Here is a 16,573-nt window from a genome sequence, read left to right as displayed (position 1 = left end):
ATATAACGTCTCGTATTCATTTGGTTATTTTGCTTTACTGTGATAAAATTAAATTTGTAGGAGGGAGAAACAATGACACGAGCAGTAATTTTTGACATGTTTGAAACGTTGATTACGCACTATTGTAGTCCATTATATTTTGGAACACAAATGGCAGAGGATGCAGGAATTCCAGAAGATAAATTTCAGTCACTTTGGCGTCCAACGGAGCACGTACGCACGATAGGAAAGTTAACATTTGAAGATACATTGGAATTAATACTTAGAGAAAATGATTGTTACTCCGAAACTCTTTTTAAGAAAATCGTAGAAAAACGTATCGTGACAAAGGAAGAATGCTTTAAACATTTACATACAGAAATAATTCCAATGCTTTATACATTGAGAAAAAGGGGAATTTTAGTGGGGTTAATAAGTAACTGTTTTTCAGAAGAAGCGGAAGTAATCCGAAGAAGCGAACTATTTAAATATTTTGACGCTATTTATCTTTCCTATGAACAGGGGATTCAAAAGCCAGATGAGGAGATTTTCCAAAGATGTATAAAGGACTTATCTGTGAAGGCTGAGGAATGTATATATGTTGGAGACGGTGGCAGTTATGAGTTGGAGACTGCTAGAAAGCTTGGAATGAAAGCAGTTCAAGCAGTTTGGTATTTAAAAGAAGGAACATCACAACCTTCTAAGCGAAAGCATGATTTCCTTCAAATAGAAAAACCGCTTGATGTGATGAGTCTTGTGCATATGTAGGTTATAAAAGTTAATAGCACTCACAGACTTTGTAGGTGCTATATCTGTAAATAAAATTAAAGTGTATACTTGGCGATACCACTATCATAAGCACGGACTTCACAAACGATACTTAAGCTGATAAAGACTGTATGAAAGTAATGAATATAATCGTTTATAGTGCATTAAGATTTATAGACTTCTAAATTATGCAATATCAAAAAAGTAATCTATATTTGCATAATTTTCATAAACTTACATTGACATCTCTTTGAAATTATATTAGAACAACAAATATTCGTGTTTGTTAGATATCATAAAGTGCTAAAATTTTATATTAAGCAAGGTGGTTAACATGGAAAATTTAAGAAATGAGATAACAGAAGCCATTGGAATTACATGTTCTAATAACATACCCCATATTGATTACAGACTGCTTGATTCTACAAAGGAAAGTGGATATACAAGACATTTAATAGAATATGATTCTTACGAAGACAAAGTCATTGCTTTTCTTTTGCTTCCAGATATACTTGACAAAAATCCCGCAATTCTTATCAATCATCAACACAATGGGGAACGTCATTTAGGTAAGAGCGAAGTTTGCGGTTTAACTGGAAATCCCTTGCAAGCTTTCGGGCCTGAACTAGCGAGAAAGGGATTTGTTGTGTTGGCGCCTGATTCCATTTGCTTTGAAGAAAGACGCAAAAATGCACATGGAACGGAACCTCTTTCAGACGATGGAGACTTTTTACAGCATTATAATGAAATGTGCTATCGTATCATAAAAGGCGATTGCCTGATGAAAAAAGTGATTAATGATGCTATAAATGGAATTACTTTGCTTTCAGGGCTTACTTATGTCGATAACAAAAATATTGGCACACTTGGACATTCATATGGCGGGAATACTGTTTTATTTCTTTCTGCGGTTGATGAACGAATTGCTTATAGCTGTGCAAGCGGCAGTGCTTGTACTTATGAAAATCGAATTTTAAACAATGTAGGGATTGAAATGGCGAGTGTAATTCCGAACTTCCATAGTAAATATGATATATTCAATTTGGTATCATGTATTGCACCAAGACGGCTACTTATTGTTTCTACAGAAGATGATAAATATTCAAGAGATGCGAATTATATCGTTGAAAAAGCCAGCCCGGCTTATGCAGAGCATAATGCTATAAACCACCTATGCCATAAGAGGTATCAAGGTGGTCATGGATTAACAAAAGAAAGATTCGATTTTATTATTGATTGGATCAATTCAAATGCAAAACAATAATTAGAATTTGTGGAGGAGATGAGAATATGAAAATAATAACTGTATGTGGTAGTTTAAGATTTATGAAAGAAATAATGGAAATTACAGAAAAAATGGATTTACAAGGAAATTGTATGTTAAGCCCTATATATACTACAAAACCTAATAAAGATGATTATACAGATGAAGAAGCTATTATACTAGATAAAATGCATAAAGAGAGAATAAAATTATCGGATGCAATTTTAGTTGTAAATGTAGATAATTATATAGGAAGTAGTACAAAAAGTGAAATTGAATTTGCTAAATCATTAAACAAAGAAGTCATTTATTATACAGATTTGATTAAATTACATAGTAAGAAGTAGAAACATATTCGCGTTATATGAGAGTTGAAAGGTTACTGAATTGCAAAATAATTAGTCATATAAATTCTAATTTATTAAGGTGATTTGTTTTATATCGTATCACATCCGACAAAATGATTAAAAGGGTGGGGAATTATGAAAAATAAAAATAAAATTTTATGTATGATAGGGATTGTAATTATTGTAATACTAATTGTTTTTCATGTATGTAAAAAAGATGTCTGGGATATTAACGCTGATAAATTGATAAACTCATTTAATGTTATAAGCGGAGATGCAGATATTGAGGATTTAAGCGAATTTATACCATTTGAGTGGGATGCGTTATATAGTTTCGCTCCGTATACACCCAAAGAAGTGATATACGAAGTCATTGGGTACAAATGGGATAATATTAGTGAATCTGTAAATGAAAATATGAATCAAATAGTATTTGTTAAAGATGGTAAGGTAGTATGCTATTTATATGGGTATCCAGAATATATTAAACTGGGGTTTGATTTTGGTGACTATGAAGGTAGTTATATAAAACTTACACCTAATCAAAACTTATGTTTTACAACTACACTTTCTGATAATGGGGTACGGTATTTCAAGTATACTAAATAAGAATTAAAATAAACAGTTAAATCGCATTTTTTAAATAATTGCGAACTTAAAAGGAGGGAAAATTATATCCCTCCTTCAATCATATCCATATACTAATTATTCCTTCTCCCTCAATCTTACCTTATTCCTAGCCAACCTTCTTCGGCCATCCTCAATAGCAGCATAATGCTTCTTTGTGGTATTAACATCACGGTGTCCTAAAACATCTGCTACCAAATAAATATCGCCTGTTTCTTGGTATAGGTTTGTGCCATATGTACTACGTAATTTATGAGGCGTAATCTTTTTTAGCGTGGTTACGGTTTGAGCATATTTTTTAACTAAAACTTGTACACTTCGTACGCTAATTCGTTGTTTTCTTGAAGATAAAAACAGCGCATTTTCATCGTTTTCGGTTGCAATAATATTCTTTCGTTCTTCTAAATAGTCGAGTAGTGCTTCACGAACTTCATCACCAAAGTAAACAAAGGATTCATACCCACCTTTTCGAACAATTTTAATGCGATCATTATCAAAATCTACGTCTGTTATATCAAGACCAACACATTCAGAAACACGGATTCCAGTACCTAATAGTAAGGTTAATAGAGCCAAATCTCTCGTTTTAAGCTTCTCATGATATAACTGTTGATTTTCAGATAAAGTACTACCAGATTCAACAATATCTAATAATTCAGCAACTTCATTTGCTTCTAGTCTTATGATAGCTTTGTCATGGATTTTCGGCATATCAACTTGAATGACTGGATTTTCAGTAATAATTCTATTTTTATGATAATAATGATACATGGAACGAAGCGAAGCAAGCTTTCTACGAAGGCCACGCTCGTTGTTAGTTATTTCTTTACCTTCTTCATTTTTATACAATTTCAAATACTCTAAATACTCTTCAATATCTGTTGCTTTTAGCTTAGATAAAATGTCAATCGGTATATCTTGCACATTCATGTTTTTATACATTGGGTTATGTTGTTGAATGTAATCAAAGAAGATCTTCAAATCAATAGCATATGCTATACGGGTTCTAGATTCTTTTGTATATTCAATTCCACGAAAATAATCCCTTAACCAACGAGGGAGTTCTTGTTGTAATTCTCGAAGTTTCTTGACATTTTCAATGTCTTTTTCTTGATGATATGTTCTATGTTCCATAATTCATACCTCTTTTCTAACGTGTTTTACTACAATTGTTAAAGTATAATTATTTTATTGCACATGATAAAGTTGAACCTTACTACTAATTAAGTAATTATAGGTACGTACTTTACACGGTAAATCAAATTAAGAAGTTTGAAAACTTCTCAGAAATAGCTTATCAGAAGAGCACCTCTCTCTTGAGAAAAGGTGCGTCTTAAGCACAAATAGGGAAAATAAGTCTAATTTTATGCCATGAAACTAAAGAATCGAACATATGTTTAATATACGTATTTTTAAAATATCTATCTATCAATACCATAATCAGTTAAAATATGCTAATATTCAGTAGATATAAATCAAAAATCGGAAAACAATAGCAAAATAAGTAATTAAGTTGATGCTACAACAAATAGAAAGTGTACTTTTTACGAGGGTATGAACACATGTTCTGGTACTTGCTAACGTCTAGCAATATTCACCTTACGTACTTTACCCTTAATCGTTTTCTTTTTAAGTTCCTCCAAAACATGCAAACCCTTGTTATTTAATATTTCAACAAATGTAGCGATGTCGGTAATTTGAATAACGCCAATATCCGTATCTAAGATTCCTTCGATACTACATATCGTAGCCACAATCTCATTCGTACGTATCTTAGCCTTTTTACCTGCGTTTATATGAAGTTTAAGAATATCTTTTTCAACGTTCTTACTTTTATTCGGCTTAACTACAGGGGTTTGTTTTAGTTTTTCTTCAAAGCGTAATTGTTCGTTTGAAGATATGATAAAGGTCTCATTCTCGATTCGTTTAATAATTGAATCAGAAGAGTCAGAAGGTAAGTAAGCAGCGGATTCAATATCAGTAGATTCAATATCAGTAGATTCAATATCGGTAGATTTAATTTCAGTTGATTCAATATCGTCAGATTCAATTTTAGTTAATTCAATATTAGTTGATTTATTTTCAGTAGGCACCTGTAATATAGATGTTTTTAAATAATCTTCTAACTCCTCTAACTTGCTTTCTTCATTTTTCGTATAAAACGTTACAGCAGTTCCTATTTCTCTTTGTCTGCCTGTCCTACCGATACGATGTACATAATTTTCTAGTCCACGATACATATCAAAATTAATAACTAATGATAGCTTATCAATATCAATCCCTCTTGCAACGACATCCGTTGCAACGAGATAGCGAAAGCCACCTTGTTTAAAACTCTCCATGATTTTCATCCGCTCTTTTTGTTGCAAGCCACCGTGAAGACAATTCACAGGATACTTATTCTTTTTTAAAAACTCATAGATTTCATCCACTTTTACTTGTGTATTCGCAAAGATTATACAACTGTCAGGATTCTGAGTGATCGTAACATATTTTAAAGCATCAAATTTTTGTTCTTCTTCAACTAAAAAGGCAAGTTGCTTAATCTGATCCATAGTTGTAGTTTCACTTTCAACTTCAATATCGAGAGGTTCTATCATGTATTGTTTAACAAGTTCATTAATATCCTCGGATAGGGTAGCAGAAAATAGCATAGTTGTACGTGATTTTGGTAGTTGTTTTATAATATCCTCAACCTGTTCCTTTAAGCCAATAAAAAACATTTCATCCGCTTCATCTATAACGAGATATTTAATTTCATCAATTACCAGTGAACCACGTGAAATCAAATCTCTAATTCTGCCAGGAGTACCTACAACGATATGTGTTTTTTGTTTTAATTCTAATTCTTGACGTTTTATATCCACCCTTCCAAAGATAGCGCTAACTTTTAATCGTTTTAAACGACCAATGCTACGAATTTCTTCAGAAACTTGTATGGCTAATTCTCTTGTTGGAACAAGGATAAGAGCTTGTGGCTTATTTTCTAGCCAATCAACCATTTCAGAGATAGGAATTCCAAAGGCAGCAGTTTTTCCACTGCCAGTGGATGCCTTCACGCGAAGGTCTTTCTTTGACAATGCCTTTGGTAGAACCAATTGCTGCACTTTTGTAGCTTCTTTATAGTTTAAGAGGTTTAGAGCCTCTAATATTTCTTTGCTAAGATTATAATGTGTAAAACTTTGTCCGTCCATTTATTCCTCCGTGATGCAATGTGTGCATGTATATTACTAGTATAGCGGATGCAATCAAATTTATCTATAGAAATTTGGTATGTATCATAGCCTAACTATAAATAATTATCAATTTCCTAAACAGCCCATGTATTTACATTTCAATACATTCCTGTTATTCTAAAATTATATTTCCATAGAAAGGAAATGAGTATGTTTTTACCTAAAATTATAGTTAAGAAAATAGAACCAAAAAAGAATGTGGAACTTATTTATGAGCTTACTCAGACGGTGATAAAGAATACAAACAATAGCCTTGCTTTTTCAGAACGTTTATGTGGCAGGTTCCCAGCGTTTAAGGATAAATTTAAACCAAGCTTATCGGATGCTGAGATATATCAAATCGTGGATTATGAGATTAAAAAAGAACTAATAGAATCGAATGAGGCATTAGAAGCAAGAGTTATTGAGATTCAAGAAAGATTTAACGAGATTGAGCGCCCGCTTTTACAAAGTATGCTCTCCTTATTTGAAGTTGAATGGTCAGTATCAGGTCCCAATATTATCTGCTACCTTGGCTGCTTACCCGTTTTCCCTAGAGATGTAATTACGAAAGAATTTTGGATAAATTATAATAGCATAGAAGAGAAAATTATGGGTGGAGCGATTCATGAAATAAATCATTTTGTATTTTTTGAAAAATGGAAGTCTATGCATGGTTATACGAAGACGACGGAACCAACTCATCCAGAAGCTCTTTGGTTTTTAGAAGAGATTATTGTTGGTCCTACCTTAGCAGATCAACGAATTCAATCTGTATTTCCGAATAGTCAAAAATCGTATGCTTCATTTTATAGGGAGAAGATAAACAATCGATTTATAATGGATTATATTGAAGAGTTTTATAACAATAGAGTTAGTATGGAGGATTTTTTAAATCGGTGTTATGAATTTATAACTGACAATATTGAAGAGATTATTTTAAAATGTGGTTAGAGAAGTACTAATTTAAAATGTGGTTAAAAAAGTATTATTTGAACTGTGGATCGGGAAGTAATCCTAAAAACATACTGAAATATAGTTAGAAAGGAAATATTGATATAATTAATCATAATACATTTAGAAAAGTAACATTATAGAAATCTGAAAGGAATCATATAAAAATATAGTTATAGAAGCATTTTATACATATATCGACATTAAATAATTATGGAATGAGGTATAAATTTTGAAGTCTAGATTAGAAAAACTAAAGTTATTTTCTAGTATTTTTTTTAAGATATTCGTAATTCTACTTTTAATTATGTTTGTGCACATCCTTATTAAATATATTGAAATTAGAAAATCAAATGTCCATAGTGCTCCTGATTATTTCGTAATCATTTACGGATTATATTATGTCTTTCCTATTATAATCACTTATATGATTCATATCGTGTGTAAGTTTAAGGCAAGAAAGCTTGAACAATTTGAAAATAAAGAAGTTTACCAATCTAGAAAGTCCCAACATACAATTTTAACGAGATTAAAGAAATTAGCAACAAAAAAAGTTATCTTGCTTATTTTAGTGATATTTACCTTGGTTTGCATTATCATTCCAAGCATAGTTATATGGGCCGTTGTAAATAAACATGTGGACTATACAGGAAATACTGCACCGCCATATCCATTGCAAGGAATTTATACAGCCAAAGATTTTGGAATCACGTCAAATGAATTAACAATTAAATCCGAGGATAACATTGACTTATGGGTTTCAGAAGTAACAGTAGAAAATCCCAAGGCTATTATCATATATATTTCAGGCATCGTGCAGCCCTCCGTTACTTATTACTATGGACATGCAAAATGGATGAAAAACAATGGATATGCATCGTTTCTATTGGAATTAAGAGCACATGGGAAAAGTGAAGGCGATAAGATTTGTCTTGGATATGAAGAAACAAAAGATGTAGAAGCATTGGTTCAGTATATTAAAGGACAAGAGAAGTATAAAGATATTCCTATTGTTTTACAAGGGGTCTCCATGGGTGGGGCAGTGGCAGTCAATGCATTTGGCAGTATAGAGGAGATTTCCGGACTAATAGCAATGTCTGCATATTCTAGTTTCGAAGATGTTGTCTATGACTATATGAATAATAACAATGTCCCACAATTTATATCAAACTTTGGAAGATTGATTACTCATATTGGTCTTTATTTCAATTTTGGAAATATAGTATACACGATGAAACCTATCAATCAAATTCAAAATGCCGATGGGAGACCAGTATTTTTGATTGCAAGTAAAGGGGATACATCGGTTCCTTATGAAAATGCATTGCGCTTAAAAGAGAAATTAGAAGATTGTGAGTTATGGATTCGGGACTCAGATGCGCATTTTATTATAAAAAATACTGACTTTATCAATTTTGAGCAAGATGAAGAATATTGTAATAAGATTCTTATGTTCTTGGAAGAAAAAATAGTGCAGTAATAATATGTTAAATTATAGATATAAATCTCAATTTTGCAAAGAAGAAAAAATTAACATATTGAGGTGTTTATTGTAATTCTCAAATTATGTTTACATAATAATAATACGTATATATAAGCTTATTGAACATACTATAATTGGAAAATATAAATAACCTATAATTGGAATTATATAATGTACTATAATTGTAAAAATCAAATTTACTAAAATTAAGAATTCTAAGAAATAGGATTATACTCTGATGAAATTCTTTTCGATATTTTAACCAAGATAATGACTAATTTTTATCAGTTACGAATAAATCGTAATAAAGTTCAAGTATTTGTTAGATTCCTTTCTTGTAATCTCGTTCAATTTTGATATAATACTTTTAATCTAAAAAAGGAAGGTAATAAATAGATGATTGAAGATATATTAAAATATAATGAGCAATTCGTAAAAGATAAGTCATATGAGAAGTACATAACAAGTAAATACCCAGATAAAAAAATAGCGATTCTTTCTTGTATGGATACAAGATTAACGGAGCTGTTACCAGCAGCATTAGGAATAAAAAATGGAGATGCCAAAATAATTAAAAATGCTGGTGGCGTAGTTACTCATCCATTTGGTAGTGCGGTACGAAGCTTATTAATTGCAATAATGGAATTGAATGTAAGTGAAGTTATGGTAATCGGCCATACAGATTGTGGTGTACAGCACCTAGACGCTGATAAAATGATTGAAAAATTAACAGAACGTAATGTTTCAACAGAACAAATTGATATGATTAAATATATTGGAATAGATTTAAAAACCTGGTTAAAGGGATTTGATACGGTAGAAGATTCTGTGCATCAATCAGTAGAAATTTTAAAACATCATCCACTCATACCTAAGGATGTAACAATTGCTGGTTTTGTAATGGATTCTGTAACCGGACAACTATATCCAATCGAATAATAGTAAATACATTATATTAAATAAGCGTTAACGAATTAAGGTCGTTAACGCTTTCTTATAGTGTGCCCAGCATGGGCGCAATCTAATGGGTTAAAGTCCCTAACACAGCCTAGTAGTGGCAAGTGTATAGCCCAAGACAAGGGTGTCGTTCGTGAGGGCGAATCTGAAGGAAGTCCGTGGGCAAATCTCTGGTCTGACGAACAGAAATCACATACAAGGCATTAATTAAGGATAAGATTGCTATACAAATCGAAGTCCAATAACTACTCGAAATTAATTAATGTAAATGTGGCAGATAGATGGAGAGGAAGATTGCGTTCTTACCTGGGGAGGTCTTAGTGATACGTCATGGAAGTGAACTCTGAAATGACAACCCATGCAGTGATGTATGGCTGAACACTAAGAAGTCAGCAGAGGTCATAGTACCGGAGGTAGTCGACGACCTTTGGGAAGGACTGAACAATAGGAGGTTTTGAAAGTTTGAAAGAAACAAAGAAATGTGATGACAGCAGACAACTGAATACAGAATCAGGTCATTTGCAAAAGGATAGAGTGGAACTCGAAAGCTATGCAAAGGCGCCGAGCATTTCTATGACGTCGGATAACAGACAGAACGCCCGAAGAGAATATCACTATGGATTGCTAGAGAAAATCATTAGTAATGAAAATCTAAATGAAGCCTTTAAACGTGTAAAGAAGAATAAAGGAAGTCATGGAATCGACAAGATGGGAGTAGATGAACTTCTACCATATCTAAGAAGTCATGGCGAAGAGCTTAAGCAATCCATAGCAGATGGAAGTTATAAACCGAATCCCGTAAGAAGGGTAGAGATACCAAAGGATAACGGGAAAACAAGACCATTAGGGATACCAACTGTAGTAGACCGAGTGATACAACAGGCAGTATCACAAGTACTAACGCCAATCTTTGAGAAGAAATTTTCAGAGAATAGTTATGGATTTAGACCAAATCGAAACGCGCATCAAGCAATTCTAAAATGTAAAGAATACATGGATGAAGGCTATAAATGGGCGGTAGATATAGATTTAGAAAAGTACTTTGATACTGTCAACCACGATAGGTTAATTGGGCTGATTTATAAAGAAGTCAAGGATATACGAGTAATCGGACTGATAAGGAAGTATCTAAATGCAGGAGTGATGGAAAAGGGATTAGTAAGTGCTACTGTAGAAGGAGTGCCTCAAGGTGGGAACTTATCTCCACTATTAAGTAATATCATGTTGCATGAACTAGATATGGAATTAGAACGAAGAGGACTTAAGTTCTGCCGTTATGCAGATGATTGCAATGTATACGTGAAATCAAAGAAATCAGCAGAGCGAGTTATGAAAAGTATCACGGAGTTTATAGAAAAGGACTTGAAGCTTAAAGTTAACAAAGAGAAAAGTAAGGTAGACCGACCATGGAAACTAAAATATCTAGGATATACCTTTTACAATAAGAAAGGTGAAATGGGAATAAGAGTACATCAAGTTTCTGTTAAGAAGTTAAAAGGAAAACTTAAGAGTATCACTGGAAGAAGTAATGCAATGAGTATGGAACTCAGAGCTATTAAACTAAAACAATTAATTGTTGGCTGGATAAGTTACTTCAAACTAGCAGATATGAAAGGTACTTTACGAGAACTTGATGAGTGGCTAAGAAGACGTTTACGTCTTTGTTACTGGAAACAGTGGAAAAAGATTAAAACGAAACATGATAACTTAGTTAAACTAGGGGTAGAGAATTGGAAAGCATGGGAACATGCGAATACAAGGAAAGGCTACTGGAGAATCTCCAATAGCCCAATCTTAAATTCAACTCTTACCAATAAATATCTTAGAGAACAAGGTTTTATAACACTTAGTGAAAGATATTCGCAAATAAGGTAATCTTATTGAACCGCCGTATACCGAACGGTACGTACGGTGGTGTGAGAGGACGGAAATTCAATTAATGAATTTCCTCCTACTCGATTTTTAAGTACTTTAAACTATTTTATGTTAATGTACTGCTTTTAAATATGGATATGGGTCTACATTATTACCGTTAATCACTACACTAAAATGTAAATGTGGGCCAGTTGAAACACCAGTAGATCCAACAAGTGCGATGGTATCTCCTTGCATAACAGTTTGTCCAACAGATACTAATATTTTAGAGCAATGTAAATATCTTGTTACAACACCATTTCCATGACTTACTTCAACATAATAACCAGAAGTGCTATTATAAGAAGTTTTTGTTACCGTTCCAGATAAGGCTGTAACAATATTAGCACCATAAGGCCCACCAATATCTAAGCCTTTATGGAATGTACTAGCACCAGCGGTTGGAGGGGTACGATATCCATAGTAAGTGTAGATTGTATGATCGGATGGAAGAGGCCAAATCATATTATTGATATCATATGAATTCTTTCTAGCAATTTCTTCTTCTTCCTCTTTTGACACTGCATAGTTAAACTCATAGTTAATATCTACATAATCTTTTGATACATATGCTTCGGATTGATTACCATAAGCAACCTTAATCCATTGATCACCCTCAGATATGATTTCTAATTCTTCTTCCATAGGAACTTGTGCGATAATACTATAATCTGTTCCTGGGCCACTTCGAATATTAAGAGTCATCGTAGTAGGAGTAGCATATTTTTTAAAGTTTTGATTAGCAATGGCAACTGCTTCCTCACCAGTACTTAAATATTCAGATTTGATATATCCATCTACTGTACCAGAAGTAATCTTAGCCCATTCTCCATCATTTGAAAGAATGGTGGCTACTGCATTGCTATATAATTTACCAACAACTTCAGAGTCTGTGGATGCTTCACTTCGTATATTAACATAATCAGATACTTTTGAGACTCCTAAATTACTAAATTCTAAAGGTATATGAACTGCATCAATTAAGACACCGTCAACATATACAGGAGTAGTAGCGTTGCTTACAGAGATTCCTGTTTCTGATAAACGTTCATCATAATATTTATTCATTATTAGTGACATACCAGCGAGACTATTATCGGTAAGACATCGTTCTACATTTGTTTCTTCTGCTTTTACATCTTTTGATGCAACATTAAATAAAAGAGCTGCAAGCAATATAGTAGCAGTTCGAATTAAATGCTTTTTATACAAGAATATTCCTCCTTTAAAAGCTGAAATATTACAAAATTGTTACATATCATCCAGTGGATTATATCAAATGATTTGAATTCTGTCAATCATCCTAGTTATTAATATTCATATTATAGTCTTAATAATTTCTTAAGAAATGACTATATATTGCTTATAAATCCAGTTCTTGTAAGAGTTTTAGCACTATTTTTTACATCTAAGGTGATATATAACATTTAGTAAAAATATTGCCATACAATTGTTACAAAAATGTTAAGTAATTTTATTGATTTTGAAATATAGTTCTGATATAATAACACACACCGAGTTGATTTATAGTTTGGTATTTATATGGAGGAAAGATATATTATGATAAAAGATTTTAAAGACTGGAAAAAGGTTATTTACGGCGGAATTGGTGTTGTATGCGTTGTTGCTATAGCGATCGGAATAAATGTATCAAATAAAGATAAAGAAACATTAAATAAAGCTAAAAGTAGCACAGAAACTTCGCAGATGGCATCTTTTGATGCAAATATGGTAGAAGAGGAATTAAAGGCAATTTCCAGTGCTGGTGCTGAAGAAGTTGAGAAAGAACCATTACTAATGGAAGAAGGTTTTCCAAAGATTAATGCACTTATTACTAAATTTTTTAACGCAAAGTTAGAAAGTACGAAAGACTCTTTTGAAGGTTTAGTTACAGATCCATCTGGAATTGACTATGAAAGACTACATAGAAAAGTTGAATATATTGTAAGTTATCAAAATATTAAAACCTATGTAGCAAAAGGTATTAATGAAGTTGATTATGTGGCTTATGTGACCTATGATTTAGAGTTACCTTCTATTAAAACCATGGCACCATCCATTGATGAAGTTTATATTTCACTTGATGAAAATAATAAACCATTCGTTTATTTAGGTAAACTTTCTGAAGAAACACAAAAATACGTTGACGATCTTCGTAATTCAGATGAAGTTAAGACATTAATTTCAGATGTAACGGATCAATTGACAGCGGCAGTTAAATCAGATAGTGATTTAAAAGATTTCTATGATAGTTTTACTGGAGAATAAGTTGTAATAAAGATAAAAAAACGTTAAATGGTAATAAACGTCTAAGAGTAATAAATATCTTATAATATTTACGCTAAATAGCAATTAACGTTAAATAGTTTTAAAATTAAATAGCAAAAAATGTTGTACTGTATTAAATTAGGAATACTGTTAAACTAATCCATTTATAAGTTAATCAAAACGAGCTTTTACATCTAGTTATATTTTAAATGTACTTCATGATTTGTGTAAGCAAGCGTGAAGAATTACATGAAAAAATGATACTATAAAGTAAAAGCTCGTTTTTGTGTATAATTTACTATTTCTTAGCGATAGAAAGTAATCGATTAATATGGAAATATATGGTATAATTTCTTTTGTAAGAGGGAGTGGTTAATACCCCCAAGGGAAAGGGGGTGTTCTTATGTCAGATTATGAGTTGATCTCTTTGATTCTTGTCATTCTAGGTATGGTAACGTCATTCCTATTAAGATACATAGATCGGACAAACGAAAAAAAATAACCGCCCCCCGCTAAGGTCTACGGTTATTTTAACTGTTTACTTTCAGTAAGGCGGGTGTGAAACCACTCCCTCTTACCTGACATTTCCTAGTCTACCATACATTTACAGTATATGCAAGAGATAGAAAAAATTTACTATTTGTTATAGAAAATTTATATTATATAGCAATGGAAAATTACATGGATAAAGTTATCTTAATAATAGATTCAAATAATAATGGAGATCATTTCTGAGGAGAAAATAGTTGTTTTAAATGGAATATACCATCTATGAAAATAAGGCAGATTATCGTATTAGATAATATGCCTTTTTTATAGTGTGCCCAGCATGGGCGCAATCTAATGGGTTAAAGTCCCTAACACAGCCTAGTAGTGGCAAGTGTATAGCCTAAGACAAGGGTGTCGTTCGCGAGGGCGAATCTGAAGGAAGTCCGTGGGCAAATCTCTGGTCTGACGAACAGAAATCACATACAAGGCATTAATTAAGGATAAGATTGCTATACAAATCGAAGTCCAATAACTACTCGAAATTAATTAATGTAAATGTGGCAGATAGATGGAGAGGAAGATTGCGTTCTTACCTGGGGAGGTCTTAGTGATACGTCATGGAAGTGAACTCTGAAATGACAACCCATGCAGTGATGTATGGCTGAACACTAAGAAGTCAGCAGAGGTCATAGTACCGGAGGTAGTCGACGACCTATGGGAAGGACTGAACAATAGGAGGTTTTGAAAGTTTGAAAGAAACAAAGAAATGTGATGACAGCAGACAACTGAATACAGAATCAGGTCATTTGCAAAAGGATAGAGTGGAACTCGAAAGCTATGCAAAGGCGCCGAGCATTTCTATGACGTCGGATAACAGACAGAACGCCCGAAGAGAATATCACTATGGATTGCTAGAGAAAATCATTAGTAATGAAAATCTAAATGAAGCCTTTAAACGTGTAAAGAAGAATAAAGGAAGTCATGGAATCGACAAGATGGGAGTAGATGAACTTCTACCATATCTAAGAAGTCATGGCGAAGAGCTTAAGCAATCCATAGCAGATGGAAGTTATAAACCGAATCCCGTAAGAAGGGTAGAGATACCAAAGGATAACGGGAAAACAAGACCATTAGGGATACCAACTGTAGTAGACCGAGTGATACAACAGGCAGTATCACAAGTACTAACGCCAATCTTTGAGAAGAAATTTTCAGAGAATAGTTATGGATTTAGACCAAATCGAAACGCGCATCAAGCAATTCTAAAATGTAAAGAATACATGGATGAAGGCTATAAATGGGCGGTAGATATAGATTTAGAAAAGTACTTTGATACTGTCAACCACGATAGGTTAATTGGGCTGATTTATAAAGAAGTCAAGGATATACGAGTAATCGGACTGATAAGGAAGTATCTAAATGCAGGAGTGATGGAAAAGGGATTAGTAAGTGCTACTGTAGAAGGAGTGCCTCAAGGTGGGAACTTATCTCCACTATTAAGTAATATCATGTTGCATGAACTAGATATGGAATTAGAACGAAGAGGACTTAAGTTCTGCCGTTATGCAGATGATTGCAATGTATACGTGAAATCAAAGAAATCAGCAGAGCGAGTTATGAAAAGTATCACGGAGTTTATAGAAAAGGACTTGAAGCTTAAAGTTAACAAAGAGAAAAGTAAGGTAGACCGACCATGGAAACTAAAATATTTAGGATATACCTTTTACAATAAGAAAGGTGAAATGGGAATAAGAGTACATCAAGTTTCTGTTAAGAAGTTAAAAGGAAAACTTAAGAGTATCACTGGAAGAAGTAATGCAATGAGTATGGAACTCAGAGCTATTAAACTAAAACAATTAATTGTTGGCTGGATAAGTTACTTCAAACTAGCAGATATGAAAGGTACTTTACGAGAACTTGATGAGTGGCTAAGAAGACGTTTACGTCTTTGTTACTGGAAACAGTGGAAAAAGATTAAAACGAAACATGATAACTTAGTTAAACTAGGGGTAGAGAATTGGAAAGCATGGGAACATGCGAATACAAGGAAAGGCTACTGGAGAATCTCCAATAGCCCAATCTTAAATTCAACTCTTACCAATAAATATCTTAGAGAACAAGGTTTTATAACACTTAGTGAAAGATATTCGCAAATAAGGTAATCTTATTGAACCGCCGTATACCGAACGGTACGTACGGTGGTGTGAGAGGACGGAAATTCAATTAATGAATTTCCTCCTACTCGATTGCGTTTAATAAAATATAAGTGACATATATTGTTTATTTATGGTAGAAAACGTTGAATTAT

13 protein-coding genes are annotated in these 16,573 nt (G+C 32.9%); 10 read left to right on the top strand and 3 right to left on the bottom strand.

Features of this window, described 5'->3' with window-relative positions:
- The first annotated feature begins 72 nt into the window (after positions 1 to 72).
- From BN4220_RS16130 to BN4220_RS16115, 4 genes are all read left to right on the top strand, one after another.
- Positions 73 to 747, top strand: coding sequence for an HAD family hydrolase (locus BN4220_RS16130; protein ID WP_066718774.1), 675 nt, complete (start codon positions 73 to 75; stop codon positions 745 to 747).
- A gap of 334 nt (positions 748 to 1,081) precedes the next feature.
- The gene (locus BN4220_RS16125) at positions 1,082 to 2,011 is read left to right on the top strand and encodes a dienelactone hydrolase family protein (RefSeq protein ID WP_066718771.1); all 930 of its coding nucleotides are present in this window, start codon (positions 1,082 to 1,084) and stop codon (positions 2,009 to 2,011) included.
- 26 nt (positions 2,012 to 2,037) lie between these two features.
- On the top strand, positions 2,038 to 2,358 hold the full coding sequence (locus tag BN4220_RS16120) for a hypothetical protein (RefSeq protein WP_066718768.1): 321 nt from the start codon (positions 2,038 to 2,040) through the stop codon (positions 2,356 to 2,358).
- Between the two features lie 135 nt (positions 2,359 to 2,493).
- Entirely contained in the window at positions 2,494 to 2,967 is a 474-nt protein-coding gene (locus tag BN4220_RS16115; RefSeq protein WP_066718764.1) for a hypothetical protein, read from the top strand.
- Between the two features lie 96 nt (positions 2,968 to 3,063).
- On the opposite strand, the gene BN4220_RS16110 is transcribed toward BN4220_RS16115, so the two are convergent.
- Positions 3,064 to 4,119 carry a tyrosine-type recombinase/integrase gene (locus BN4220_RS16110; protein WP_066718761.1) on the bottom strand — a complete coding sequence of 352 codons (1,056 nt, stop codon included), beginning with the start codon at positions 4,117 to 4,119 and terminating at the stop codon, positions 3,064 to 3,066.
- Between the two features lie 443 nt (positions 4,120 to 4,562).
- Positions 4,563 to 6,179, bottom strand: a complete 1,617-nt coding sequence (locus tag BN4220_RS16105) for a DEAD/DEAH box helicase (RefSeq protein ID WP_066718758.1) — start codon at positions 6,177 to 6,179, stop codon at positions 4,563 to 4,565.
- 192 nt (positions 6,180 to 6,371) lie between these two features.
- Between BN4220_RS16105 and BN4220_RS16100 the strand changes: the two genes are divergently transcribed.
- The 4 genes from BN4220_RS16100 (at position 6,372) to ltrA (BN4220_RS16085) (ending at position 11,469) form a co-directional block, all read left to right on the top strand.
- Positions 6,372 to 7,154, top strand: coding sequence for a hypothetical protein (locus tag BN4220_RS16100; RefSeq protein ID WP_066718755.1), 783 nt, complete (start codon positions 6,372 to 6,374; stop codon positions 7,152 to 7,154).
- 232 nt (positions 7,155 to 7,386) lie between these two features.
- The gene (locus BN4220_RS16095) at positions 7,387 to 8,634 is read left to right on the top strand and encodes an alpha/beta hydrolase (RefSeq protein WP_242867807.1); all 1,248 of its coding nucleotides are present in this window, start codon (positions 7,387 to 7,389) and stop codon (positions 8,632 to 8,634) included.
- 399 nt (positions 8,635 to 9,033) lie between these two features.
- Positions 9,034 to 9,576 carry a beta-class carbonic anhydrase gene (locus BN4220_RS16090; protein ID WP_066718749.1) on the top strand — a complete coding sequence of 181 codons (543 nt, stop codon included), beginning with the start codon at positions 9,034 to 9,036 and terminating at the stop codon, positions 9,574 to 9,576.
- Between the two features lie 480 nt (positions 9,577 to 10,056).
- Positions 10,057 to 11,469 carry a group II intron reverse transcriptase/maturase gene (gene ltrA, locus BN4220_RS16085; RefSeq protein ID WP_066713335.1) on the top strand — a complete coding sequence of 471 codons (1,413 nt, stop codon included), beginning with the start codon at positions 10,057 to 10,059 and terminating at the stop codon, positions 11,467 to 11,469.
- A 111-nt stretch (positions 11,470 to 11,580) separates the two neighbouring features.
- Here ltrA (BN4220_RS16085) and BN4220_RS16080 read toward each other — a convergent pair whose 3' ends face one another.
- Positions 11,581 to 12,720: a peptidoglycan DD-metalloendopeptidase family protein gene (locus BN4220_RS16080; RefSeq protein ID WP_066718742.1), complete on the bottom strand. Its 1,140-nt coding sequence runs from the start codon at positions 12,718 to 12,720 to the stop codon at positions 11,581 to 11,583.
- Positions 12,721 to 13,068: 348 nt separating this feature from the next.
- Between BN4220_RS16080 and BN4220_RS16075 the strand changes: the two genes are divergently transcribed.
- Both BN4220_RS16075 and ltrA (BN4220_RS16070) read left to right on the top strand, forming a co-directional pair.
- On the top strand, positions 13,069 to 13,776 hold the full coding sequence (locus tag BN4220_RS16075) for a hypothetical protein (RefSeq protein ID WP_066718740.1): 708 nt from the start codon (positions 13,069 to 13,071) through the stop codon (positions 13,774 to 13,776).
- A gap of 1,238 nt (positions 13,777 to 15,014) precedes the next feature.
- A complete protein-coding gene (gene ltrA / locus BN4220_RS16070; protein ID WP_066713335.1) occupies positions 15,015 to 16,427 on the top strand; it encodes a group II intron reverse transcriptase/maturase in 1,413 nt (470 codons plus the stop codon).
- The last annotated feature ends 146 nt before the right edge of the window (positions 16,428 to 16,573 follow it).

Source organism: Clostridium sp. Marseille-P299 (assembly GCF_900078195.1).
Classification (GTDB): domain Bacteria; phylum Bacillota; class Clostridia; order Lachnospirales; family Lachnospiraceae; genus Lachnoclostridium.
The sequence above is the reverse complement of the archived record's forward strand: the minus strand, read 5'-3'. Positions and strand labels throughout refer to the sequence as shown.

Coding starts and splice junctions, on each gene's coding strand:
- BN4220_RS16125 (WP_066718771.1), top strand. CDS start 1,082: ATGGAAAATTTAAGAAATGAGATAACAGAAGCCATTGGAATTACATGT.
- BN4220_RS16130 (WP_066718774.1), top strand. CDS start 73: ATGACACGAGCAGTAATTTTTGACATGTTTGAAACGTTGATTACGCAC.
- BN4220_RS16075 (WP_066718740.1), top strand. CDS start 13,069: ATGATAAAAGATTTTAAAGACTGGAAAAAGGTTATTTACGGCGGAATT.
- BN4220_RS16120 (WP_066718768.1), top strand. CDS start 2,038: ATGAAAATAATAACTGTATGTGGTAGTTTAAGATTTATGAAAGAAATA.
- BN4220_RS16090 (WP_066718749.1), top strand. CDS start 9,034: ATGATTGAAGATATATTAAAATATAATGAGCAATTCGTAAAAGATAAG.
- BN4220_RS16110 (WP_066718761.1), bottom strand. CDS start 4,119: ATGGAACATAGAACATATCATCAAGAAAAAGACATTGAAAATGTCAAG.
- BN4220_RS16100 (WP_066718755.1), top strand. CDS start 6,372: ATGTTTTTACCTAAAATTATAGTTAAGAAAATAGAACCAAAAAAGAAT.
- BN4220_RS16105 (WP_066718758.1), bottom strand. CDS start 6,179: ATGGACGGACAAAGTTTTACACATTATAATCTTAGCAAAGAAATATTA.
- BN4220_RS16115 (WP_066718764.1), top strand. CDS start 2,494: ATGAAAAATAAAAATAAAATTTTATGTATGATAGGGATTGTAATTATT.